The organism is Methylosinus sp. RM1 (assembly GCF_011378635.1).
Lineage (GTDB): Bacteria > Pseudomonadota > Alphaproteobacteria > Rhizobiales > Beijerinckiaceae > Methylosinus > Methylosinus sporium.
The window spans coordinates 49374-72479 of record NZ_WOVC01000021.1 but is presented as its reverse complement, the minus strand read 5'-3'; the positions used below and the strand labels follow the sequence as shown (position 1 = coordinate 72479).

The window sequence follows — 23106 nt, the reverse complement described above, 5'->3', positions numbered from 1 at the left end:
CCGCAACAGGCGATCGGCTGCGCAACCCTGACCAGCTCCGCCGATCGCCTGTTGCTCACCCCACGCCCGCGGGCGTATCAACCGCCGGGACTCAACTCGCCGCTGGATGAATTATCGGGGGCAGGTCACGACCGACAGGCTCTCCTGAACGAGCGCCGCGTGCTTCTCTTCGCCCATCCTCTGGCGCCAACGCGTCAGCGACGAGCGATCGAAGGAGAGCTTGTGCTGGAAGATAGGGGTTTTCCAACCAGCGGTCGCACAGCGCCTCGTCGGAGAGGTCGTGCATGTGCTTCAGGATGGCGAGCCCAGCCATGAGCCGCGTGGCCAAGGGCGGGCGCCCCGGAACATCGGCGTAGACCGCTCCGAAGCTGTTCTCCAGAAAGCCCCAATCGATGGTCCGGGCGAGTTTCGCCTCATTGGAAATATTCCTACCTGATGCCTTGGAAGCTTTGCAAAGTAATATTCAATCGTCATTGTTGATCGACATCCCACACAACGGCTACGATAACGCTAGTCATACAGGCAAGCGCGCCTATCGCGGCGTGCGGATTTAGCGAGCGAGCCAGGCCCCTCTGGCCGAGCAAGCCGCCAAAAGTTTGCCGAGAGCTGGAGTTCGTATTTCATGTCTCGAAAACTTCGCACGGCGTCGTGGGGCGTTGCTACCTTCCTACTCATTGACGCTTGCATCGGTTCGCGGGCCAATGCGCAAGAGGCTCTACCGACAATCGACATACAAGCGGAGACTGCTGGAGCCTACGACGCGAATCGTATGCCCGCGAACAAGACGCGGCCGACCAGCGTCATCGGCCAACCGCCCGCGCCTTACGGCGGCGGACAGGTCGGCAGCAGCGCGCGCGTCGGATTGCTCGGGAACCGCAATATTTTCGACACGCCGTTCAATATCACGGGCTACACCGAAAAGCTCGTGCGCGACCAGCAGGCGCGAACCGTGACGGATGTTGCCGACAATGACTCTTCCATCCGCATCAACGCGCCCCGCTATGGCGGAATCGACGGATTTCTGGTTCGCGGCTTTCCCGTGTTCGCCGGCGACTTCGCCTTGGACGGCATCTATGGCGTCGTAGATTGGCGGAGCCAGGCGATCGAACCGATGGAGCGCATCGAAGTCCTCAAAGGTCCGAACGCGCTCTTGAATGGCGTTCCTCCGCTCGGAACGATCGGCGGCGCCATCAATCTCATTCCCAAACGTGCGACAGATGCGCCGATCACGCGCGTGACCACGAGCTTCGCATCGCGCGAACAACTCGGCACGCATATCGATATCGGCCGCCGCTTCGGCCCGAACAACGAGTGGGGCGTCCGCTTCAATGGCGCCTTTCGCAAGGGCAGCACCCCGATCGATTTCCAAGGCGACGAATTCGGCGTGGCGGCGCTGGCTCTGGACTACCGCGGCGAAAGGCTGCGCGTGACTACCGATCTCGAGCTCCAAGGGCGCGATCTCGACGCGCCGACGCGGCAAAAAACCGCTCTGGCGGGCTTTCCAATCCCGAGCTCGCCGTCGCTGCTCATCAACCCGCAGCAACCGTGGGAATATTACAACGCCCATCATTGGCATGGCGCGTTGCGTGCGGAATACGACCTTGCAGAAAATGTTACCGTTTATGCAGCCTACGGGCACTCACGCTTCGACGAGCTGTTTTTTGGCGGCGTCCTTCAAATAGTCAACGCGCGTGGCGACTTCAGCACGACGCCCACTCTCACCTCGCAGGACGTGCAGAGCGATACCGCCGACATCGGTCTGCGAGCTCGCTTCGAAACGGGTCCGCTCGAGCATCAGCTCGCGTTGTCTGCGGTCGGTCTCTGGCAGGACACCGGCATCATCAACACGAGCGTCGGTCGCGCGATCACCTCGAACATTTTCACTCCCCTCTATGTTCCAGCGCGGAGCGATTTCGGATTGCGTCGGGACGCGCCACGGACAGCCTCCCGCATGAACCGCAGCGTTGTGATCGCCGATACATTATCGGCCTATGACGACCACGTGCTCCTCACTCTGGGCGGACGCTGGCAACAGATCGACGTCAAGAACTACAACGCCAATAGCGGGTCGATCACATCGAGCACGACCAATCAAGCATTCAGTCCGGCGGCTGGATTGGTGGTGAAGCCGATCGAGAATCTGTCGCTCTACGCGAACTATATCCAAGGATTGAGTTCGGGCGGCATAGCGCCGGTCAACGCGATCAACGCCGGCGAAGCATTTCCGGCTTTCATATCTCGGCAGATCGAGGTCGGCGCCAAATACGACTTCTTCGGCGCTCTGGGGCTGACCGTCGCAGCCTTCGACATCACTCAGCCGAGCAGCTTCACCGACCCGACCACCCGCCGATTCTCGGTCGACGGCGAGCAACGCAATCGCGGGCTCGAGCTCAACGTGTTCGGCGAGCCTACGCCCGGGCTTCGTCTTCTGGGCGGCGTCACCTGGCTCGACGGAGTGCTGACGAAGACCGCCAACGGAGCCAATAATGGCAAGACCGCCGCCGGCGTTCCGGACGTTCAGCTCAATCTCTATGGCGAATACGACCTGCCGTCCTGGCTCGCGCCGGGAACAGCGACGCTCACCGGCCGCGTCATTTATACCTCATTCCAGTTTTACGATCAGGCGAACACGCAGAGCATACCGGAGTGGACGCGTCTGGATCTCGGCGGGCGCTACACTGTCGAGATCGAGGGCCGGCCAGTGACGCTGCGCGTCAGCGTCGAGAATGTCCTCGACACCAATTATTGGGCGACGACCGGACGGGGTCTGCTCACGGCAGCCGCGCCGCGCACATTTTTGGTTTCGACCACCGTCGATTTCTAGAAGAAGAGGCCTATCGTGGTCGCCGGCCCTGCAGGCACATGGACGTCGCTCTTGCGCGGTGCATTCATGTGGCTGCACAGGTGGATCGGCCTCGTTGCCGGGGCGCTGCTTGTTCTCATCGGCCTTACAGGCAGCTTCAATGTGTTCTATCGCGAGATCGACGCTGCCCTGAATTCGGCTCTCTACAAGCCGCTCGGTCCTGAACGCAACGTTACGGCCGCCGAGGCGATAGAAGCGGCGGCGCGCGCCGATGCGGCGCCGATCACGTCCATCATCGTTCCCGACCGGACTTGGCCCGTCTGGGTTGCGATCCATGCGCATGGCCAGGGAATCCACGCGCATCTCTGGACCACCATGATCGATCCCTCGAACGGTGCGGTTCTCGGACGACGCAACTACACGGACTCATTCGCATTCACGATCTACCGTCTGCATTCCACTCTGTTGCTGCGGGACTGGTGGGGAAAGGAACTCGTCGGCGTCCTGGCCCTCGCCCTGCTCGGTTCGGCTTTTTCGGGATTCTATCTTTGGTGGCCGCGGACGGGCCGGATATGGCGCTCGATGTCCGTGCGCAAGGGCGTGTCGCCTCGGCGTTTCATTGTCGATGTTCACAATACCGCCGGCTCGTGGAGCTTCTCCCTGCTGGCGATGATCGCAGCTACCGGCGTCGGAATTGTGTTCCCCGACGTAGCGCGCCCCGTGATAGGCCTGTTCTCGACCGCCACGCCCTATCCTTCTCCCAAGATCGAAGCTCCGCCGGACAAGAGCGCGCCCAGACTTTCCGCCGATCAGATCGTCGAGCGCGCGCGCGTCGCGAAACCGGGATCGGACATCGCTCGCCTCGATCCGCCGACCGAATCGCGCAACACATGGCGAGTGCTATTTCGTCCGTTCGGAGCGGATCCGGCCTTGCGTTCACGGGGAGCGATCTGGCTAGATCCATGGGCGGGCGACATCGTTCACGATCGCACGGCGGATATCATGTCGATGGGCGACCGCTACGTGACCGAGCAGCTCTGGTTGCACAACGGAGCGACATTCGGAGCGGCAGGCCGACTGGCGGTATTCGCAACCGGCTTCGCGCCGCTCGTCTTGTTCGTCACAGGCTTTCTGATGTGGCGAAGCAAGCGGCTCTCTCGAAGGCTTTCGCCTCCCGATCCGCGTCGGAAACGCCCGAAAGACCCCGGCTCTCGTCAAAGCCTGCTCGGAGCCGAGTCGGCGCCTGGAGAAGCTTCGCGAGCGGGATAGCATCCGATCGGAACGGCGGGAAGACATGGCGCGTGGACTTCGCCGGCAAGAGAACCCCTCTGATCGCGCGGTCGATCAGCTCCTCCGGCGTTGCGTTCATGCCCGGCCGGCGGCTTCCGAGCCGGATCTCGTCATAGGTGAAGTCGACCACGGGAACGGCGGCAAGTCCCAAGTGAATTGCAGCGAGACGTCTGTGGTGGCCATCCATGACGCAAAGGCTCTTCGCCTCGACGCAAATTGGTCGCGTCCATGCCTGCTCGCGCAGAAGGAGATCGATGACATGGCGAACGCGACAGCTGTCCGTCTGCTCATGCGGCTTCAAGTCCAAGGGCGAGAGAAGACGAATGCGCTGCTTGCTCATAATTTCACTCCTTCTTCTCCGCATCGGCCTGCCGAACGGGCAGGAATATCCGTTCTGGATGTGCGTTGCTCAGGAAATCGTGGTGGGAGATGTCCCAGCCGTAGGCGCCGGCCAAAAGGAAGCAGACGAGGTCGCCTATTCGCAAAGTGGAAAAAGGTTCTGCGCTGAGCAGAACGTCCTTCGGCGTGCAGAGTTCGCCCGTCACAGTGACCCGGAGATTCGCGTGGCCCCGCCTCGGCCATTTCCAGGGCCAGTTATCACGATAGATGACCATGAACGGGTGTCGATGGCGCCACGCCGAGGGAAGGCGGAAATGATGCGAGCCACCGCGCAATAAGGCAAAAGCCTCGCCATGATTGGTTTTGACGTCGACGACCTCGCTCACATAGACCGCGCAATAGGCCGCCACGATCCGCCCGCACTCGAACTGAATCTTTGGCCCACTGGGTTTCAAAGAGTCACGCAGTCGCGACGCCAGGCGATCGACGTCGAATACGGAGCTTATGTTCGCATAGTCGACACCCCATCCGCCACCGAGATTCACGATGCGGAGATCGACCCCGTGACGATCGGCGATGCGTCTCGCCCGGATCAGAGCCTCCAGGCAGAAGTCGGCATGAGACTCGGCGTCGAGATTGTTGGAGATGGTGTGGAGATGAAATCCTTCGAAGCGTAGATACGGACAGGCCGCGAGCGCGGCGATGGCTTCGTCGATCTCGGCTTCGTCAATTCCGAACTGGGTAGGCCGTCCACCCATGGTGATCGTGGCGCCGGGAACCGGACCTGACAAGTTCACGCGCAGGAGAATGGGCAGCATCGCATTTCTGGCCTCGGCCACGGCGTTGGCGAGATAGAGAAGATGAATGCTTTCGATGTGCACGCGTTCGACAGCATGTTCGATGACGGCGGCGAAATCCGCGGCCGTTCTCGCCGGCCCGCCCATGATGATGCGGGCGTCGACCCCGATCGCCTCGCGCACCTTGCGGATCTCTCCGACCGAGGCGACCTCAAATCCGGCGACGATCGGCGCCAACGTCCTCAGGACGGCCGCGTCGTTGTTCGCTTTGATCGCGTAAAAGAGATCGACCCCGGGCGGCTGAGCGGATGCGAGACGGCGTGCATGACGGTCGAGCGCGTCGAGATCATGGATGAAGGCGGACACCGGTCGATCAGGGCTGACGAGGCGTTCTATCGTTTCGAGGGATGGAGCGAATGTCATGACTTCGTCTCTCCTCCGCCAGCAGAACCATGTTCGCGGTAAATGTCCCGCCAGAAGCGGTCTTTGGACGAAAGCGCTTGCCGCAGGAGCCCACGGTCGTTGGCGACGACAATTCCGAGCGCGCCTTCGCGAAGATGATCGGCGACATCCTCGTCGCGCCGCGGGATTGCGAAAAAATAGCGACGAGTCCTCCGGGCCACGGCGGCGAGCTGCCGGTTCGCCGCCTGGACAGGCTCCGCCGTGGTCTGCCAAGGGAGCCCAATCGATTGGGAGTAGTCGGCGGCGCCGAGGAGCAGGCCGTCCAGCCCGGGCAGAGAAGCCATTTCTTCCGCGACGGCGAGGCCGGCCGGATCCTCGATGAGCGCGATGACGAGCGTTTCCCGATCGAGCCGCCGAAGCAGCGCAGGCAAATCGCAATCCCCGAATCGCCCCAGGCGACCGGCATTCAAGCCCCTGCTTCCGAGGGGGGCGTAGCGCGCTCGTTGAATTGCTTCTCTCGCGTCATCGACGCTCGATGCGCGAGAAACGACGATGCCCGCCGCTCCGGCGTCCAGGACGGGAAGAATGCGCTCGGAGCGCGCTTCGGCGACGCGCACCAGAGCGCTGACCCCTGAGCGGTCGGCCGCGGCGATCAGCTCTTCCAGCTCCCTTCCGCCGATCAGCGTATGCTCCAGATCGATCATAACGAAATCGAATCCCGCGACGGCGGCGATCTCGATGATCCCAGGCGCAGGCAGGGACAGGAAAAGCCCGCCGGCCGGCCGCCCCTGATCGAGCAGGCTTCGCAATCTCAGGCGAGCGTTCATGTGAGCATCCGCATTTCGTCGCCGTCCATCGATGCGGCGAGAGGATTGCGCGCGAGCCTTCCTCCGGTGGCGCCGGGCTCCAATCGGCGCCGCGCCAGATCCTCGACGGCGATCAACGGATCGAGAAAGCGAAATGCCTTCACACCCGCGCGACCGTCTTCGCATTCTCGCAGATATTCGCGAAGAATGTCGGCCGCTCGCAGCCAGAACAGCTCCTCGTCGAAGTCGAAATAGCGATCGAAGAAAAAAGCGAGCTCGGCCAGATTGACGCCGAACAGGGCGTCGAACATGAAATCCCGCACGTCTTCTGGATCACTCGCCTCCACATAGGAGTTGGGGTTGACGCGCGCATGTTCGGCAGGCGTCGGAACGAGGTTCGGGCGCGGTACGTCGAGCTTGCTCGGAATGAACCGAACGCCATCGTGAAAATCCTTCAACGCAACGCGGATCGGCCATCCGTCGCGATGCACTAAAACCATGTTCTGCTGATGGCTCTCGACGGCGATTCCACGGGCGAGAAGCAGATGGACGACCGGAAGCATGGCTGCGCGCAGCAAAGCCGTGGCCCATGCCGCCGCGCCGTATCGTGACACCCACTTTTCGATCGCCGGAGGGCCGTCGTAGTCGAGATGCGTGAGCAGGGAGAACGGGACAGCCTTCTCGCCCTCGGCGAGAAAAATGCCGATCGGATCGCGCCAGATCGCCGCCAGACCTCCGTTCAGCCACTCGAACGGATCCTCGTCTCGAGGCAGGGCGACGGCGCTGCCCATATGCTCGGCGAGGAAGATTGCGCCCGTCTCGGCGAGGAACGAATCCGATGATGCGACGCTTTTGAGCCAGTCGCTGATGATCGGCGCGTTCAACACCGTATGATGCGCGAGCGTGCGGGCCGTCGACGTATTGCATATGGACAGCGAGAGCTTCAAAGACGGCGCGCGCGGGTCCGTCATGTCCGACATCGTTCGGATCGATTGCTGGGGCAGATATCGGCGCTGTGATGTCCCCAGAAGGACGATGCGCGCATCCGCTCTTTGTGCGACAGTTCCCGCTTCGGCGATTCTCTCCCATTGCCAGGGATGCACGGGGAGCCAGTGATATGCTTCTGGATCGTCGACTTCACTGGCGAGCGTCGCTGTGAATTCTCGCCTGCTCGTCTCGTCTATCGATGCGGCGATGATCTCACGATCCTGGCCATGCCCCGCGCGGATGGCGCGGCTCACGATCAGCTCTGGGTGGACGGCGAGCCAGATCGGCCGTACGGCATTTGCGAATTCCGGTCCGAAAGCAAGATTGTCGCGGGACGAGAAGCCTATCCTGGACTTGAAGCATGGATGGTGACGATGCCCATCCGTCAGAGCGCTCTCGGCTTCCTCGAATGGAAGCGCCGACAGTCTATTGCCGTTGGCCGCGCCGAAAAAGAGCGACTGTGCGTGGTTCGACCAGGTGCGAAGAATTTCCTCGGCGAACCGCGCCTGGGTTTCCTTCGTTCCCGGAAGCGCCGGAAGAAGGTCGGCCAGCAGGCGTATCGGATCGTGAATGTCCTGTTCGATGCTCGAGATCCTGCGTATCGAGTTCTCCATGATCGACAGACGCTCGTAAGCGAGCGCACGACGCGCCCGAGCCCTGTACCGGAGCGACCCCGGAATGACGTCCAATACGATTTCCGCCTCTCGAATGCTTACAGCCTCGATCGAGATCATGCCCGTGGGAGTGAGATTTTCGTTCACGATAGCCGACAGCAATTGGGCCGCGACCCGACGGCCGGCGGCCGCCCAGGCGGAAGGATCGATTTGATCATGCGTCGTTCCGCTCTGCTCACATTTGGTCATGGCTTCGCCTCTTCGACCTTTGGGAGACAAGCAGCCGGGTCGCCGGCCGAGAAGGGATTGGCGATCATCACGTAATCCGGTGTTTCGCCGCGACCGGCGACGCAGCTCGTGAAATTTGCCTTGGCCGGCAGAGCCGGGGCGGAAAGGAGTTCTTCGATAATCGCTCGTGCGGGTCCGTTCTCCTTCTCGAGCGTTCCGCGGCCCGCCATCCACAGGCGTGTCTCGTCGACATCGGAGAGCTCCGCCACAACGGACATCACATGAGCGACATGATTGACGATAACATAATAGAGAAAACGTCGGCCGACGACGTCTCGCTCGTAGAACAGGACATCATCGAGATCGGCGACGATCGACGGATAGGCGCGCCCGAAGGCTTCGCGATCGACTGCGACGCCTTCGAGATCACGCACGAAAAGGCGCGAAGGCCAGCCGTCATCGAAAGCGACGAGGCTGTTCTGCGCATGCGCCTCGAGGCAGAGCCCCGTCGTAGCGAGCAATCGAACGAGTGGAAGAAGAACGACCTCCATATATCGCTCGACCCACTCGAGCGTTCCTCTGCGCTCATCGAAAATCCGTCCGGCGATGGCGGACAAATTCGGACGACCCGTGCGTGGATCGCGCTCGACGAAGCCGGCGACGACAATCGGATCGACCTCCTCACCGAAATCGGCCAATCGCAAGAGAAAGCCAGTCTCTGGATAGGTCTGGCGCAAATGGCGCCTGCCATCACGCAGGATTCGTCCGCCGGCCTCTCGAAGAATAGTGAGACCTGCTGCACGCGCCTGCTCTTCGGCGATCATGATCGCGCGCGCTCCTGCAATGCTGCGGGCGAGCTGTTCCGCGGTGTTCACACGCGAGAAATTGGTGATCCGAGCTTCGAGAGGCAGCTTCACGAAGAGGCGACGCTTCTTGAACCAGACGGTGCGCACGGAAGACGTCGGAATCGCGATTTCTCCCGAGGGTCCGACAAGCGACAATGCTCCCGAGCCCAAATCGTCGTGAATATGTCGGAGCCGCAGCAGGCGCTCCGCCTGCCACGGATGACACGGAATGAGCGTCCGTCCGCCGATCGCGCTCGCGCTCAATCCAGACGCCTCGGCCAGAATGGCGTCGGCGCTCGACATCAACTCCGGTGCGCAAACATAGCTCTCGACGCGATCCGGCTCGACGAGAAGCCAGGAGAGTTGGAACTTCGCGCCTCGTTCGGGACCATATTTCTCGAAATCGGCGGACGTGAAACCCTCGACGCTCTTTGCGAGTGGATGAAATGGATGACCGAACCAAAGACTGCATTCGGCCCGCTCGGCAGACGAAACAGGCGACTGCGTCGAAAGGAACACGGCATGACGACGACTCGATTCGATCGATCGAGCGATCCGTTCGGAGGCTCGTCTCTTCGCGTCCGAAGTCCCTTGATCGATCGAAGCGAGCATGAGGCAAGCGAGGTCATGAGGCGCGATCTCGTCTGCGTTCGTCTCGGGGCCATGGAGCCGAATCGCGGTCCACTCGTGGAAGCCGCCGGGCGAATAGCGTCGACAGACGGCGAGCACGAACTGGCGGCCAACGGGAATTTCCCACACTGCTCCGGCCGCCCCGGTCCGTCTCTCGGCCATCCTGGCTGCAAGCTCCGGACATCTCTCGCGTAGCCAAGTGTTGATGAGCCGGTTATGTTCCAGACGGTCCCACATAGCCGCCGGGTTTTCACTCATGGTCGTCATCGATCGCCTCGCACGGTGAAGAGAACGAGCAACCCGATGGCGGGCAGTCCCGCCGCGGTCACCAGCGCGCCATCGGCGCCGACGAAAGAAACGACAACCCCGCATAGAGCAGGCCCGAGAATCTGCCCGAGAGTGACGCCGGTGCGCGCGGAAACGAGCTCTCGATCTGGCTCTTCGGATCGGCGTAATCCGGCATAGAGCGCCGGATTGAGTCCAGAATGAAAGGCGCCATGCGCGACGCGAAAAGCGATTATCGAGTGCGCGGTGGTCGAAATGGACAGCGCAACGCAGGCCGCGGATGATCCGATCAATGACAGCGCGATCGAGCGGGTTGCGGCCGCCATGTCGATTATGCGACTCCAGATCGGAAGGACTATGATCGCAGCGAGCCATGCCGACGCGTGGACCATGCCTACGGCGCTCGCATCGAAGTGCACGGCGTCCCGTGTCGTCGACCATTCGGCGAAAAAAGGAATGAAGCCGAAGGCGCCCGCCGTCCCGAACATGGCGGCGACAGTCAGGACACGACTTCGGCCGAGCTGTCGCCCTGTTGTCGGCTCGGATATATCGATCTCGCCTCGACACCTTTGCGACAGATCGAAGCGGGCTGTCTCGAAGAACAGGGCGCAGGCGATCGCGAGTGCGAAAAGAGCGGCCGCTGCGACGCACAGGAGCGCAGAGAAGCTCTGATGAACGAACGCCCATCCGCCGAGGACTGGGCCGACGAGACAGCCGGCGGAGAACGCCTGTTGCAAATCGACATAGCCGCTCCCGGGACGGGTGTTCGGGCGGTCGACTGCCAGAAGCAGAAGAATGCCGCTGCCGGCGGCGCCCTGCAGAGCTCGGCCCATGGCGAATGTCGCCGCCCCATCGGCGACGGCCATCACCACGTAACTCGAAGCGGTCAAGAAGCACGTCGAAGACAGCAGCAGAGACATCGCCCGCCCGCGCGCGAAACGGCCCCAGAGCGGCGTCGAAGCTACCGCAGTCGCAGCGGGAGCGGCGGCCGCTACTGCGGTCCAAACGGATGCTTCCGCTACTGATCCCCGCGTCAGCTGCTCCATCTGCAGCGACAGGAACGGAACGACCGCGAGCGGTGTCGCGGCCGTTACGAATTGCACGGCGAAAATCGTGGCGCGTCGGTAGCGCCGGAGAGCGACGCTCATGGGACCTCCAGATTTGCGAGCGGGTTTTTCGCCCGGCCGATCGCGCTCGGCATGCCGAGGCCGAGCTGCGGGGTCGCGAGAAGAGGAGTCAAAATCTGCTTGAAGGGCCACTCGGAGCTGTCCAGAAAAGAGGCTCTCAGGCGTTCGCGAACGTCGGAGGCCCCCTCGAGCCGCTCGATTTCTCTCGCGGTCACGCGGCGGAGCAGCCCTTTCGCGGCGCGAAGTTCTAGATGCCCCGAACGATCGACCATTTCGCAGATCGCCCGTAAGGCGACGTCGAACAGTAGCGTTTGCGCGTAGGCTATCAGTTCCTCCGGGCTCTGAAGGAGCATGGTGGCCCGGCGCGGGTCCTTGATCAGATAGGCCGGCGGCTGAAGACCCACTCTTCTCAGCCATTCCGGCAGGCAACGCACTGTGTCGTGATCGCGCAGCAAGATTCTGACCGGCTGCCCTCGGATCAGCTCGATCAAAACATTCTGGCCATGCATCTCGGGGATGAATCCACACTGCAGCGCCTCGACGGCGAAGCCGACAACGAGCGTGAACAGCTCCTCGAGAAAGGCTTCGATGCTCACTCCGGACCGAAGTCCGAGGGCCTGTTCGATCGCCGGAGGCAGTCCAGCGCACGGCGCGACCGAAAAGCTCGCCAACGGAACGAATGTCGCGTCGTCGGCGAGGAGAGGAAAGTCACGGATTGCGCAACCGAGAACAGCGGAGCGCGGCGAGAAGACGTCGCGCGACGCTTCGTCGAACGTCCAAAACCGAGCTTCATCCGCGATCCGCACACGAGCGGCAATGGTCGGTCTGCGCGAGCTGGCCTCCTCCAGGAGGGCGGCCCCGAGCAAGCCGTTGTGGAGCGATTGCGCGCTCATGAGACGTCGTACGCCGAGCGTGTAGACGTCCAATGGAAGCTTGACATGGCGATGAGGAGTCGAAGCGATCGCGACCGTCCGCAACGACGACGTCGCGCTAACGAGGGGTCCGACGAAACCGAGAATGACGATCTCGCCCGAAGCAAGTTCGGGACCGAACTCCAAAGGCGCGGCGGCTTCCAAGTGCCAAGGGTGAACGGGAAATGCGATATGGGTCTCCGCGAGGCCGCATCGCGCCATTTCCTCCGTCAAGGCCTCCACCTGAGATGGAGCCAGGATGATATCCGCGGGCTCTCGTCGGTCCATAGCGGGAGACTTCCGGATATGGTCGCGTGACACGGCGCACCAACGCAGCGCGAATAGCCGTCCGAATTCCGCGCCATAGGTTTCGATCTCGTCTTTTTCCCAGCCCCCTCTGCCGCGCGCGAGAGGGTGGAAAGGCCTGTCGCGCCACGCGGCAAGTCTTTCCCATATCCAGCTGTTGTTCTTCTCGAGGGCGAGCTTGCAGTCTTCCTCGAGAAGAAGAGCGGCTCTCTCCAAAAGCTCGGAATTACGAATACTCTCGTCGAGCTGCCGCATCGTGCGATCGAGTGTAGCCAGGTCGAGATCTCTCAAAGCCGAAAGAAGGATCCACAACAGATCTTTCGCATCCAGCCGCACGGCGCCTTCAGCGGACTCTGCGAAGACCGCCGATGGCCGAAGCTCCTCGCGCCAGCCGTCCCAATCGAGCGTAGCCGACAATTCGATCTCACCGAGACGCAAGCGGCCCGACACGCGGCCGTCTCGTGCTTCGGTTACAATTCGCGAGCGAAAACCTGCGATATCCTCTGTCCACAATAGCTCCAGCAGTTCTGTGAGCACAGGATCGGCGGCGGCGGGCGGCTGGCGCATGATCGACCTCAGAACAAGTCGAGCATTGTTCCGACGTCGCCTGCTTCGGCGCGTCGCAGGATCGCTCGCGCACAGACGATGTCGTCGATAGCCATCCCCATCGGGTTGAGCAGAATGATCTCTTCGCCGTTCTCGCGGCCCGGCTTGGAGCCGACGACGATCTCGCCGAGTTCGGCATACAGCTGCTGCCTCGAGAATGAGCCCGCCTCGACGAGCTGATTGATGATCTTTTTCTCGCGATTGGACTGATCCCAGTCGTCGACGACGACCTTATCCGCCCTCAGGAAGACGTCCCTTTCTGCATCCATGATGGAGACGTTGGCGAGGAATGCTCCGGGCGAAAGCCACTCGAATGGCAAGTACGGCCGATCGGTTACTGTGCAGGTAACCACCACATCCGCGCCTTCGATGGCGGCGCGAGGACGCTCGAAACGCACGAACTCTACTTCGGGAAACGCCGTCTGCGCCCATTGAACTCCCTCGCTGAGGTTTACGGCGTGGGCGTCGTGAAGACGGATCTCTCGAACGTATGGGAATTGCTCGCAGAACATCTCGATCTGCGTGCGTCCGATGGGGCCGCATCCGATGATCGCGACTCGACGAAATTGTTGCTTGGCGAGGTGGCGACAGGCTACGCCCGTCACCGCGGCGGTGCGTAGAGCGCTGATCCGACCCGCCTCCAGAATTGCGATCGGAAAATGCGTGTTGGCGTCGTTCAGGACGATAACCGCGCTGGCTCGTTCCATGGACCTGGCCGAGGGGTTGTCGTGCTTCGATCCGATCCATTTTATTCCGGCGATAGGATCGTCGCCGCCGATCCAGGCGGGCATGGCGATGATGCGGTCGGCGATATGGGAGGAACGGGGGCTGCGCAAGTAGGGCTTAAGCGGCTGCGCATAGTCACCTGCGGCGTGAAGTCGAAAGCCGTCTTCCACCGCCTGCATGTAGAGCCCCGAGTGATTTCCCCCGAGAGACGCGATGTCGGCGCGGGAGAGAAAACGCAACGCATGAGCGCTCGCCGGCGCATGCCGGACGATGTCGAAAGTGTTCATCGATGAGGACCTCAGGAAGGAAAAGATGCTTTTGGGTGTTCGGCTAAGACTGGGTGACGCTTTGCGGTCTGGATGTCTTGGCGAGAATTCTGTGAGAGTCGTGAAGAGGTCGCCGCGCACGCTCGTTCTCGGGCAACCAATTCGAATTATAGACAGTGTCGAGATAGCGCTCGCCGCGATCGGGCAGCACCGTGACGATGACGGCGTCGTGCGGGAGGCGGGGGACCATTTTTTCGATCGCTGCGATAATCGAGCCCGAGGAACCGCCCGCGAGCAGTCCCTCTTCACGAACGAGCCTATGACAACCCTGCATGGACTCCCAATCGGTCACATAGACGACCTCGTCGATCTCGCATGTGTCGAGCTGCTCGGGAACACGGCTGGCGCCGATGCCCGGAAGTCGTCTCTGTCCGCCCGGGGAGCCAAATATGACGGAGCCCACGACATCGACGGCAACGATACGAATAGCCGGCCATGCTTCCCGCAGTCGACGAGCCACTCCCATGATCGTTCCGCATGTGCTGACGCCGATGAAAGCGTGTGTCGGCTCGACTGGCATGTCTCGTACGACTTCCTCTCCAATGCCTTCGTAATGAGAGCGTCGATTGTCTGGATTGGCGTACTGATTCAGCCAGACTGCGTTCGGCAATTCGTCCAGAAGTCGACGCACGCGACGAATTCGTGATTGCAGATAGCCTCCTTCTACATCCTTCTCGTCGACGAACTCGATTTTGGCGCCATAAATCTCGATCAGCTCGCGGTTATTTTTCGTGACGTTCGGATCGATGACGGCCGTAAACTCTAGTTTCATTTGCCGTGCGATCATTGCGATCGCGATGGCAAGATTCCCAGAGGAACTCTCGACCAAATGAGTGCTGTTGGTGATTCTTCCGTCAGCGATCCCTTGCTGAATCATGAACGACGCCGGCCGATCCTTGATGCTGCCACCGGGGTTGAACATTTCCAGCTTGGCGAACAGCCTGATTTCCGCGCCACCGAAAGGGACCTCCAACTCCACGAGAGGCGTATCGCCGACGAAAGAATAGAGATTCGGAATCATTTTGGTGCTCCGTCTAACGGGTAAAATAGCAGTGTTAAATTCGGCTGAGTCGCCGGAACACTAACTCAGTGAGCTTTTAGCGAGCCATGAGGTTTCAATATTCTGAGCCAAAATTGGTTAGCAGGCGAATTTTGGCGAGCCGGGCGCTTGCAGTTGTTGAGTATCATCGATCTTGCCCGAGCATCGATCACGCGCCGAAGCCCGTCAATGCATCAATGGCGTGATTGGAAGCATTATAGAAAGCAGTTTAGAAGTATTGCAGTTTAAATATGAGGAAGGGAAGCGGATGAAAGATCATATGGCGCCGGCGGTGTCGGTTTAGTGCTCGCGAATGTCGAGCGCGCCTTGCCGGCCGCAACGCTGCGCGCTTTCAACGTCTCGAGCAGCGTCGCCAGAGCCGGCGCGTTCGGCTCGACGACATATTTCGTGTGCTTGCGCGAGCCCGGGACTTGGACCGCGACAATCCATTTCTTCGAACTCGACTCCAATGCTCCGATCAGCGTGCTATCGTAATCCAGAGCGGCGGCCACGGGCGCTTGATCCACAATCGGGCGCATCTTCGGGGCTCCTTTCGGTTCGAACGACAAACCGAAGCCTACCTCGTCTCAGCCATCGCTTGCCTCCGTAGGTCTGAGAGATGACCTCGGGCAGGGTCGAGTCCCACGCGCTTTGTCGGAGCATGGCGTCGGGCGGGCTGTGCCGCGCTCTTCTTGTGCGGCGGCGGCGAAGGACAGCTCTGTTCCGCTCTGTCTAGAAGAAGAATTATTACAAAGTAGATCGGCGAAACCTATAACTATTCCAAAAACAATACGGATTTCATTAACGAAATTACGTAGCACAGATTACGTACCTGAAGCAATTCCGAAATGTTCGACACCACCGGCACGCCGCCCGAGGCCGTGATGGTCGCCATCGAAGTTCCGCATGGCCCCATCGTGGAAAGCTTGATGGAGCGAGGTTTCCGCGTTCACGCCATCGATCCCAAGCAGCTCGATCGCTTCCGCGATCGCTTCTCGCTTTCGGACGGCGTCCGATCGCGCGCGCCGTCGCCGATTATCGTCGCCGCTGCGCGCAAACCCGTGTCGTTGACAGCGCATAACGATCCCGTCGGCCGGCGCCAGGGAGTGAAACACGTCGAGACTTTCGGCCGAGAGGCGACTTCGCTGCTATTCGGCGACGCCCTGCTCGACGCGCTGGAGGTGCTCCGTGAGATTCATGCGAAGCGCCCGAGGAAATTTCCGGCGCATCCACCGACGGCGTTCAGAGCTGGCTCCGCTTTGGCGCATACTCGACAACCATTCGGCGTGGGGCGGGAATAGGGCGAACTCCGTATCCGGCAGGCATGTCGCGGCGTCGGACCTCACTTGCGAATTCGCGTCGTATCGTTACCGTTGACGACCAAAGGCGCGTTGCGCATCATGTCGAGGCGTGAGCGGAATTCCTCGGCGACTCCTTGCGCGTCGAGCGAGTCGCGAATAATGCGCGGCTTGATGAAGATGATGATTTCCGAGCGATCCTTGTTCTTGGTCGTGCTGCCGAAGAGATCGCCGAGATAGGTGAGATGCCGAAGGCCCGGAATGCCATCCTTGGTGTGGTTCTCCTGCTCGCTGATCAGGCCGCCGAGCAGAACTGTCTGCCCGCTTCGGACCGAGACCGTCGAATGGACGCGCCTCTGCGAGATGGTCGGGGTCAGGCTCGTATTCACCGGATTGGAGATTTCCTGCTCGACTTCGAGCTGGACGACGCCATCGGCGTGCACATGCGGCCACACCTTTAGAATGACGCCGGTGTCGCGCATTTGGATCGAGTTGACGATGGTGTTGGAGGTCGACAGAACCGTCGCAGAGCCTGTCGAGATCGGGACTTCCTGGCCTACTTGCAGGAGCGCGGGCTGATTATCCGATACGACGAGCGAGGGCGAGGACAGCACTTTGACGCTGGTCAGCGTCGTCAACGCGTTCAGCACCACATGAGGCTGCGCCTCCGGTCCCAGCAGCAAATTGAAGCCCGGCAACACGCGTTGAAGGACGAGATTCGACACGACGTCCGTCGTAGAGGAGGAGGAGGAGGTCGACGACGAAGTCGCGGCGGCGGCGGTCGTCGCGTTCGTCAATGACCCATTGGCTCTCGAAGAACCGCCGAGATAATATTGCACGCCATATTGCAGATCGTCGGTCAACGTCACTTCGGCGACCGTCGCTTCGATCGAAACCTGCAGCTGCGGCTTGTCGAGCGCGCGCAGCGACCGCTCGATGACGAGATAATCGTCTTGGCTCGAATAGACGACAATGGAATTATTGGCGCTGTCGGCCGTGATGCGCACATTTTGGAACACGCCCTTGGGCAACGATCCGGAGGCGCCGAGGCCATTGCTCTTTTCTTCGCTCTCGGCGTTTTTCTGTTCGGCGAAATTGCCGAAGGCCGCCGCGATCTGATTGCCTCGGCCGGAGCCGGCGGCGGACTGCTGGCTCGCGCTATTCTGCGAGCCGGCCGCCGATGCGCTCGCGTTTCCCGAGAAGCTGCTGCCGGTCGAAAGCTGGTCGAGCTTGGCTTGCGCCCCGCTGGTTCCGGGCGCGAGCTGGCTCGCAGCGGAATCGGTCGCCTGACCGGCCCCCTTGCCGACGAATATCTCGTTCAGGATCTTTGCGATGCGCGCCGCATTGCCATTGACGAGCTGATAGACGCGCACAGTCGATCCGCTCACGTCGGATCGATCGAGCCTCCGCAGCCATAGGGTCGCGCGTTCGAGAAGCTGGCGATTGCGGGTCACGATGAGGACGGCGTTCATCCGGGGCATGGGCTGAAAGGCGACCGTTCCGGCGCCCTGGCCGTTTTCGCCAGTGTCGAATATTCGCTCGAGCTCACGAATGATGTTGTCGGGAGAGGTGGATTTCAGCGGATATATGGCGACGGAGCGATTGCGCAGCCATTCGACGTCGAAGCTGGAGACCATGTCGACGACGGCTCGGCGCTCGCTCGACGTTCCGTGAACGAGAAGAAGATTGCGCGTCGCATCCGCGCGGATGGCGCCGGCGCGCGCAATAAAATTCTCCGCCGTTTTGGCGAGCGCAACAGCCGAAGTGTTATGCAAAGGGATGATTGTGACGCCATAGCCCGGTTGCACGGAACCGATCGTGGTCGGCCCCGCGCCATTGGCTTCCGGGAGCGGAACGATGCGAACGAGCCGGCCCTCGCGGAGCAGAGCGGCGTTGGACATGCGGATCACATTTTCGAATGTCGGCAGAATGTCTTTTTTCGGGATGGGTCCCGCGGAGACGATGGTGACCGCGCCATGGACGCGCGGATCGATGGTGAAGTCGAGGCCGAGCGCGTCGCCGAGCAGCGCTTTGGCGACCGTCTGAATTTCGGCCTGTTCGAAATTCATCTCTATTTCGTCGCCGCGCGAGGTCACGCCGGGCTCCGTCGGCGCCTCGCCCGGCGAGCGCTTTGGCGAAGCGTCCTCCGCGCCGGGATAGAGAACCGGCCGGGCGGCGCTCTTGTCGAGGCGGGAGCCGACGGAGGCGGTCGTCGGAAAATAGGCGGTGAAGTCTTTCATGCGGGCGACATCGACGCTGTCGCCGGGACCGATCCCCATCAATTGCTCGGAGGACGAGCAGCCTTGCAGCAAGAGCGCGATCAGGAACAGAAACTTTCTCGGATGCGCTGTCCGAAACCGGAAAACACGAGCCACTCTACACACTCCGACACCACAAGCTATAGATCGTTTATATACCGACGCGGACTCACGAAAGGCGCGACAAGCCTCGTCTGGCAAGATCCGCGCCAATAATTTTCTTGCGCCTCTTTCTCGTTATGTATAGAGTCCACATGACGCTTACGCAAGAATCTTGCATTGGCTGGCGACGTGAATTCGATGTCCCGCGACGCGTTCTTGAAATATCTCGCTCATGAGGGCGGGCTTCGCGAGGCCGATGCGTTCGAGCCCGTCCGGCGCGCCAATGAGAGCGAGGCGTTCGCCGAATTCGATTGGGCGAGCGCGACGAAGCTATCGGCTTCGGCCTTCGCCGACGAGCTCGCGAAGTTCTATTCGTGCGAGCGTGTGACGCGCGGCGAACTCGCCGGCGTGACATTCGGCGGCGCGCTCTTGTCGCCGCGCTTTCTCCGGGATGGACGCCTCTTTCCCTTCGTGCATGACGACGAGCTGGTTCTCGCTATCGCCGCGCCGCTCGAGGACGAGATGCGCTCGGCTATAGAGACCGCCCTCGGACGGAGCGTGCGCGTCGCGGTCGCGACGCCGGAGGAGATCGAGGCCGCGCTCGGCTCGGCGCAAAAGCCGCCGGCGACGGAGGCCGTAGAGACGGCGAGCGCCGAAGCCGCCTCCGACGATCTCGACGATCTTCGCGATCTCGCGCGCGGCGCGCCCGTGGTGCGCGCGCTCGATGATCTGCTGCGCCTCGCAGTCGAGCAGCGCGCCACCGATCTGCATATCGAGCCATTCGCCGGGGCGTTGCAGGCGCGCATACGCGTCGACGGCCTGTTGAAGCCCGCGCCCGGGCCGCCGGCGAGCATGGCCAAAGGCCTGCTGTCGCGCCTCAAAATCATGGCGGGCCTGAACATCACCGAGCGGCGCCTGCCGCAGGACGGGCGCGCGCGCATCGTGGTCGGCGGCGCGGAGATCGATCTGCGCGTCGCGACATCGCCCAATCTCTACGGCGAGGGGGCGGTCGTGCGCCTTCTGCGCAAAGGCGCCGGCGTCGTCGCGCTGAATGAGCTCGGCCTTTCGCGACGCGACGGCGACATACTGCGGCGAATGCTGCAGGCGCCTTTCGGCATGATCGTCGTCACCGGGCCGACCGGCTCCGGCAAGACGACGACGCTCGCCGCGTCGCTTTCCGAGATCAACGAGCCGACTCGCAAGATTCTCACCGTCGAGGACCCTGTCGAATATCAAATCCCCGGGGTCAATCAGATGCAGGTCCATCCGGGGATAGGGCTGACCTTTGCGACTGCGCTGCGCTCCTTTCTGCGCCAGGATCCCGATGTGATCATGGTCGGCGAGATGCGCGACGGGGAAACGGCTCATATCGGCGTTCACGCGGCGCTCACCGGCCATCTTGTGCTGACGACCTTGCACACGAATACGGCGGCGGGCGCGATCACGCGCCTCATCGATATGGGCGTCGAGAGCTTTCTGCTCGCTTCCTGCGTCCGCGCCGTCGTCGGCCAGCGCCTCGTGCGCATCCTCTGCCCGGATTGCAAAGAGCCGCACGAGCTCACCGAGCCTGTCCTCGAAGCCGACGCGCGCTATTCGGCGCTCGGCTTCGGCGCCGGCGAGATTCTGCATCGGCCGAAAGGGTGCGAATGGTGCAATTTCACCGGTTTTCGCGGGCGCAAAGGCGTCTTCGAGGTCATCGAGGCTTCGGCCGCGCTGCGGGCCGCCATCGGGCCGAAAGTCGACGGTCATGAATTGGAGACTATCGCGAAAAGCGAGGGGATGACGTCCATGACGCAGGACGGCGTCGCCAAATGCCGTGCCGGCCTAACGACGATCGACGAAATTTTCCGCGTCACCATGAGTCTTTGAATGCCGCAGTTTCGTTATCGCGCAGTGACGCGAACGGGAGAAATGGTGGCCGGCGAGGTCGAAGCGGCGACCCGCGAGGACGTGTTGCGACGCATCGAATATCTCGGGCATCTGCCCATAGAGGCGGAGGTCGCGTCGGGAAAGAGGCGCGACGTCGCCTCCGCCGGAGGCCGTGCGCCGGCGCGCGACGTCACCATTTTTCTACGTCAACTGGCGCTGCTCGTCGGCGCAGGCCTCACGCTGGACGCGGCCCTGCAGACGCTGGCGGAAGATGCGAGCAAGCCTATTCAGGGCTTTGCGACAGCGCTGCGCTCGATGATCTCCTCGGGCGACAGCTTCGCGGAGGCGTTGGAGCGACATCCGCATATCATCGATCCCGCCTATGTCGCCATGGCGCGCGCAGGCGAAGCCTCCGGAAAGCTGCAAGCCGTGCTCGCGGCGATCGTCGAGGATCGTGTGCGGCGCGAGCTGCTCTCCGAGCGAGTCGGCTCGGCCATTCGCTATCCTCTTTTTCTCATCGGCGCGGCGCTGCTCGTGTTGTTTTTCTTCATGCTCTATGTCGTTCCGCAGTTCGAGCCCGTGTTTCACGATCTCGGCGATCGATTGAATGGGGGCGTCGCCTTCGTGCTCGCGGCCTCCGCCTGGCTGCACGCCAATCTCTATTCTTTTCTCGCCCTATGTGCGGCCTTCGCGCTCTCGCTGCTCTACGCCTTCTCGCAGCCGGGCGCGCACGCCGCGGCGATCTCGGCGCTCGGGCGCGTTCCCGGCGTCGCCGGCCCTATGCAGGATTGGCGCACGACGCGCGTCATCGGAGCGCTCGGCCTTCTTCTGGGCAATGGCGTGCCCTTGCCGACGACATTGAAAATCCTGCGCGATGTCGTGGTCGAGCCACAATCGGCCGCGGCGATCGACAGGATTCACGAGCAGGTTCGCAGCGGCCGCCGCTTCGCCGACGCGCTCGCCGAAACGCGGCTGCTGCCTCCGCTTGCCGTCCGCATGTTGCGGATCGGCGAGGAGACCGGCGATCTGCCCGCGATCGCGGCCCATGCGACGCAATTCTACGAGCATCGGCTCGGGGTCGGGCTCGATCGGCTCATGGGCGCGATCGGCCCAGCGGCCATCGTCGTCGTCAGCGTCCTCGTCGGCGCTCTCGTCACCTCGATCATGAGCGCTCTTCTCAGCATAACGGAACTCGCCCAATGACACTCTCCCGCACGCCGCATCACGATCTCGGTCGCGTCCCCAATAGCGCGCGCGCCGGCTACACGCTCGTCGAAATGCTGGTGGTTCTCACGATCATCAGCCTCATCCTCGGCCTCGTCGGTCCGCGCGTGCTCAATTATCTCGGCGAATCCCGCGTGAAGACGGCGCGCCTGCAGATCGAGAGCTTCGCCTCGGCGCTCGATCTCTTCTACATCGACGTCGGACGTTATCCCGCCTCTTCCGAGGGGCTCGCCGCGCTCGTGCAACGGCCGAGCGGCGTGGACATTTGGAACGGTCCCTATGTGAAAGGCGGTCGCCTGCCCAATGATCCCTGGGGCAAGCCCTATCTGTATCGTTTCCCCGTCGATCACGTTCCGCCTTACGAAATCGTCTCGCTCGGCTCGGACGGGCAGGAGGGAGGCCTCGGCGCGGCGGCGGATATCTCCAATGTCGAACATTGAGCGGCGCGCCGGCTTCACGCTGGTCGAAATGATGGCGGTGATGATGATCGTCGCGCTGATCTCCGCTCTCGTCGTCACATGGACCTTCGGCTCGGGACGGCCGACGCTGAAAGCGGTCGCGCTCGAGGCGGCGGCGCTGCTGCGGCGAGAACGGCTCGGCGCCATGCTGAGCGGCCATCCCCGTCAGGTCGCGCTCGATGTCTCGACGCGGTCGCTGATCGGCGACAGCGGCGGAATAGTCGCCGTGCCTCGGGATGTGTCGCTCGATCTCCTCGCTGCAGAGCAGTCGAACGGCGATCTGCGGGGGGTCGCGCGTTTCGAGCCGGACGGCGCCTCGACAGGCGCGGTCCTCGCCTTCGCCAAAGAGCGCGCGCGCTATGAGGTGCGGGTCGATTGGTTCAGCGGAAGAGTATCCGTCGATGCGCCGTGACCACGCCCGCCGTCGCGCCGGCTTCACGCTCATCGAGGCGCTGGTCGCGCTCGCCCTGCTGACTGCTTTCGCCGCCGCGCTCGGCCCGCAGCTCTTTCAAGCGCGTGGGGCGCTCGCCAAGGGCAAAGGGCGCGTCGTGGCCGAGCAGCTGCTGCGGTCGCTCATCGCGGCGCCCTCGGACCGCGCCGGCCCTCCCGAGAGCCGGGAAGGAGAGAGCGGCGGTTATCGCTGGCGCATCGCCGTCGAGCCGATCTTTCTCGAGACGCCGAGCTTCCGGGACGCGACGCCGGTGAAAGAGGGCGCCGATGGGCGCAAATGGTCGGCCTATCGCGTGGAGGCGCGTGTCGCCTGGGGCTCTGGCGGTCAATCCGTCGCGGCGGAGACGATCCGTCTCGCGCTCGATCCGTAGCAGGGGAAG

At 62.2% G+C, this 23106-nt stretch carries 18 protein-coding genes and 1 pseudogene; 8 read left to right on the top strand and 11 right to left on the bottom strand.

Going from position 1 to position 23106, the window contains the following annotated elements:
- Positions 1-129 precede the first annotated feature (129 nt).
- Positions 130-409, bottom strand: a pseudogene (locus FMZ75_RS14540) (transposase); the annotation flags it as partial.
- A gap of 360 nt (positions 410-769) precedes the next feature.
- On the opposite strand from FMZ75_RS14540, the gene FMZ75_RS14535 reads away from it, so the two are divergent.
- Positions 770-2824: a TonB-dependent siderophore receptor gene (locus FMZ75_RS14535; protein WP_166143782.1), complete on the top strand. Its 2055-nt coding sequence runs from the start codon at positions 770-772 to the stop codon at positions 2822-2824.
- Between the two features lie 51 nt (positions 2825-2875).
- On the top strand, positions 2876-4072 hold the full coding sequence (locus tag FMZ75_RS14530; protein ID WP_246728982.1) for a PepSY domain-containing protein: 1197 nt from the start codon (positions 2876-2878) through the stop codon (positions 4070-4072).
- A 365-nt stretch (positions 4073-4437) separates the two neighbouring features.
- On the opposite strand, the gene FMZ75_RS14525 is transcribed toward FMZ75_RS14530, so the two are convergent.
- The 9 genes from FMZ75_RS14525 to FMZ75_RS14485 form a co-directional block, all read right to left on the bottom strand.
- Positions 4438-5652, bottom strand: coding sequence for a type III PLP-dependent enzyme (locus tag FMZ75_RS14525; protein ID WP_166143780.1), 1215 nt, complete (start codon positions 5650-5652; stop codon positions 4438-4440).
- Positions 5649-6458 carry an HpcH/HpaI aldolase/citrate lyase family protein gene (locus FMZ75_RS14520; RefSeq protein ID WP_166143778.1) on the bottom strand — a complete coding sequence of 270 codons (810 nt, stop codon included), beginning with the start codon at positions 6456-6458 and terminating at the stop codon, positions 5649-5651. Before FMZ75_RS14520 ends, FMZ75_RS14525 begins: the two co-directional genes overlap by 4 nt.
- Positions 6455-8287 carry an IucA/IucC family siderophore biosynthesis protein gene (locus FMZ75_RS14515; RefSeq protein WP_166143776.1) on the bottom strand — a complete coding sequence of 611 codons (1833 nt, stop codon included), beginning with the start codon at positions 8285-8287 and terminating at the stop codon, positions 6455-6457. The genes FMZ75_RS14520 and FMZ75_RS14515 overlap by 4 nt, the downstream gene beginning before the upstream one ends.
- The gene (locus FMZ75_RS14510; RefSeq protein WP_246659759.1) at positions 8284-9723 is read right to left on the bottom strand and encodes an IucA/IucC family siderophore biosynthesis protein; all 1440 of its coding nucleotides are present in this window, start codon (positions 9721-9723) and stop codon (positions 8284-8286) included. The genes FMZ75_RS14515 and FMZ75_RS14510 overlap by 4 nt, the downstream gene beginning before the upstream one ends.
- A 281-nt stretch (positions 9724-10004) precedes the next feature.
- Positions 10005-11174, bottom strand: a complete 1170-nt coding sequence (locus FMZ75_RS14505; RefSeq protein ID WP_166143772.1) for an MFS transporter — start codon at positions 11172-11174, stop codon at positions 10005-10007.
- Positions 11171-12937: an IucA/IucC family protein gene (locus tag FMZ75_RS14500; protein ID WP_207783447.1), complete on the bottom strand. Its 1767-nt coding sequence runs from the start codon at positions 12935-12937 to the stop codon at positions 11171-11173. Before FMZ75_RS14500 ends, FMZ75_RS14505 begins: the two co-directional genes overlap by 4 nt.
- An 8-nt stretch (positions 12938-12945) precedes the next feature.
- Entirely contained in the window at positions 12946-13989 is a 1044-nt protein-coding gene (gene sbnB, locus FMZ75_RS14495) for a 2,3-diaminopropionate biosynthesis protein SbnB (RefSeq protein WP_142862089.1), read from the bottom strand.
- Between the two features lie 43 nt (positions 13990-14032).
- Positions 14033-15049, bottom strand: coding sequence for a 2,3-diaminopropionate biosynthesis protein SbnA (gene sbnA, locus FMZ75_RS14490; protein ID WP_142862088.1), 1017 nt, complete (start codon positions 15047-15049; stop codon positions 14033-14035).
- A gap of 263 nt (positions 15050-15312) precedes the next feature.
- Positions 15313-15606, bottom strand: coding sequence for a hypothetical protein (locus FMZ75_RS14485; protein WP_166143767.1), 294 nt, complete (start codon positions 15604-15606; stop codon positions 15313-15315).
- 309 nt (positions 15607-15915) lie between these two features.
- Here FMZ75_RS14485 and FMZ75_RS21610 point away from each other — a divergent pair, with 309 nt between their 5' ends.
- Positions 15916-16368, top strand: a complete 453-nt coding sequence (locus FMZ75_RS21610; RefSeq protein WP_246728981.1) for a hypothetical protein — start codon at positions 15916-15918, stop codon at positions 16366-16368.
- A gap of 41 nt (positions 16369-16409) precedes the next feature.
- On the opposite strand, the gene gspD is transcribed toward FMZ75_RS21610, so the two are convergent.
- Positions 16410-18740 (bottom strand): type II secretion system secretin GspD, encoded by a 2331-nt coding sequence (gspD, locus tag FMZ75_RS14475; protein WP_370464722.1) that lies wholly within the window; start codon positions 18738-18740, stop codon positions 16410-16412.
- 183 nt (positions 18741-18923) lie between these two features.
- Here gspD and FMZ75_RS14470 point away from each other — a divergent pair, with 183 nt between their 5' ends.
- From FMZ75_RS14470 to FMZ75_RS14450, 5 genes are read left to right on the top strand one after another with little or no spacing between them, the layout of a single operon-like run.
- A complete protein-coding gene (locus FMZ75_RS14470) occupies positions 18924-20594 on the top strand; it encodes a GspE/PulE family protein (RefSeq protein ID WP_166143764.1) in 1671 nt (556 codons plus the stop codon).
- The gene (locus FMZ75_RS14465; RefSeq protein ID WP_246728980.1) at positions 20595-21797 is read left to right on the top strand and encodes a type II secretion system F family protein; all 1203 of its coding nucleotides are present in this window, start codon (positions 20595-20597) and stop codon (positions 21795-21797) included.
- Positions 21794-22258: a type II secretion system major pseudopilin GspG gene (gene gspG / locus FMZ75_RS14460; RefSeq protein WP_166143762.1), complete on the top strand. Its 465-nt coding sequence runs from the start codon at positions 21794-21796 to the stop codon at positions 22256-22258. Before FMZ75_RS14465 ends, gspG begins: the two co-directional genes overlap by 4 nt.
- A complete protein-coding gene (locus tag FMZ75_RS14455) occupies positions 22245-22688 on the top strand; it encodes a prepilin-type N-terminal cleavage/methylation domain-containing protein (protein ID WP_166143759.1) in 444 nt (147 codons plus the stop codon). Before gspG ends, FMZ75_RS14455 begins: the two co-directional genes overlap by 14 nt.
- Positions 22678-23097, top strand: a complete 420-nt coding sequence (locus FMZ75_RS14450; protein WP_166143757.1) for a prepilin-type N-terminal cleavage/methylation domain-containing protein — start codon at positions 22678-22680, stop codon at positions 23095-23097. Before FMZ75_RS14455 ends, FMZ75_RS14450 begins: the two co-directional genes overlap by 11 nt.
- The last annotated feature ends 9 nt before the right edge of the window (positions 23098-23106 follow it).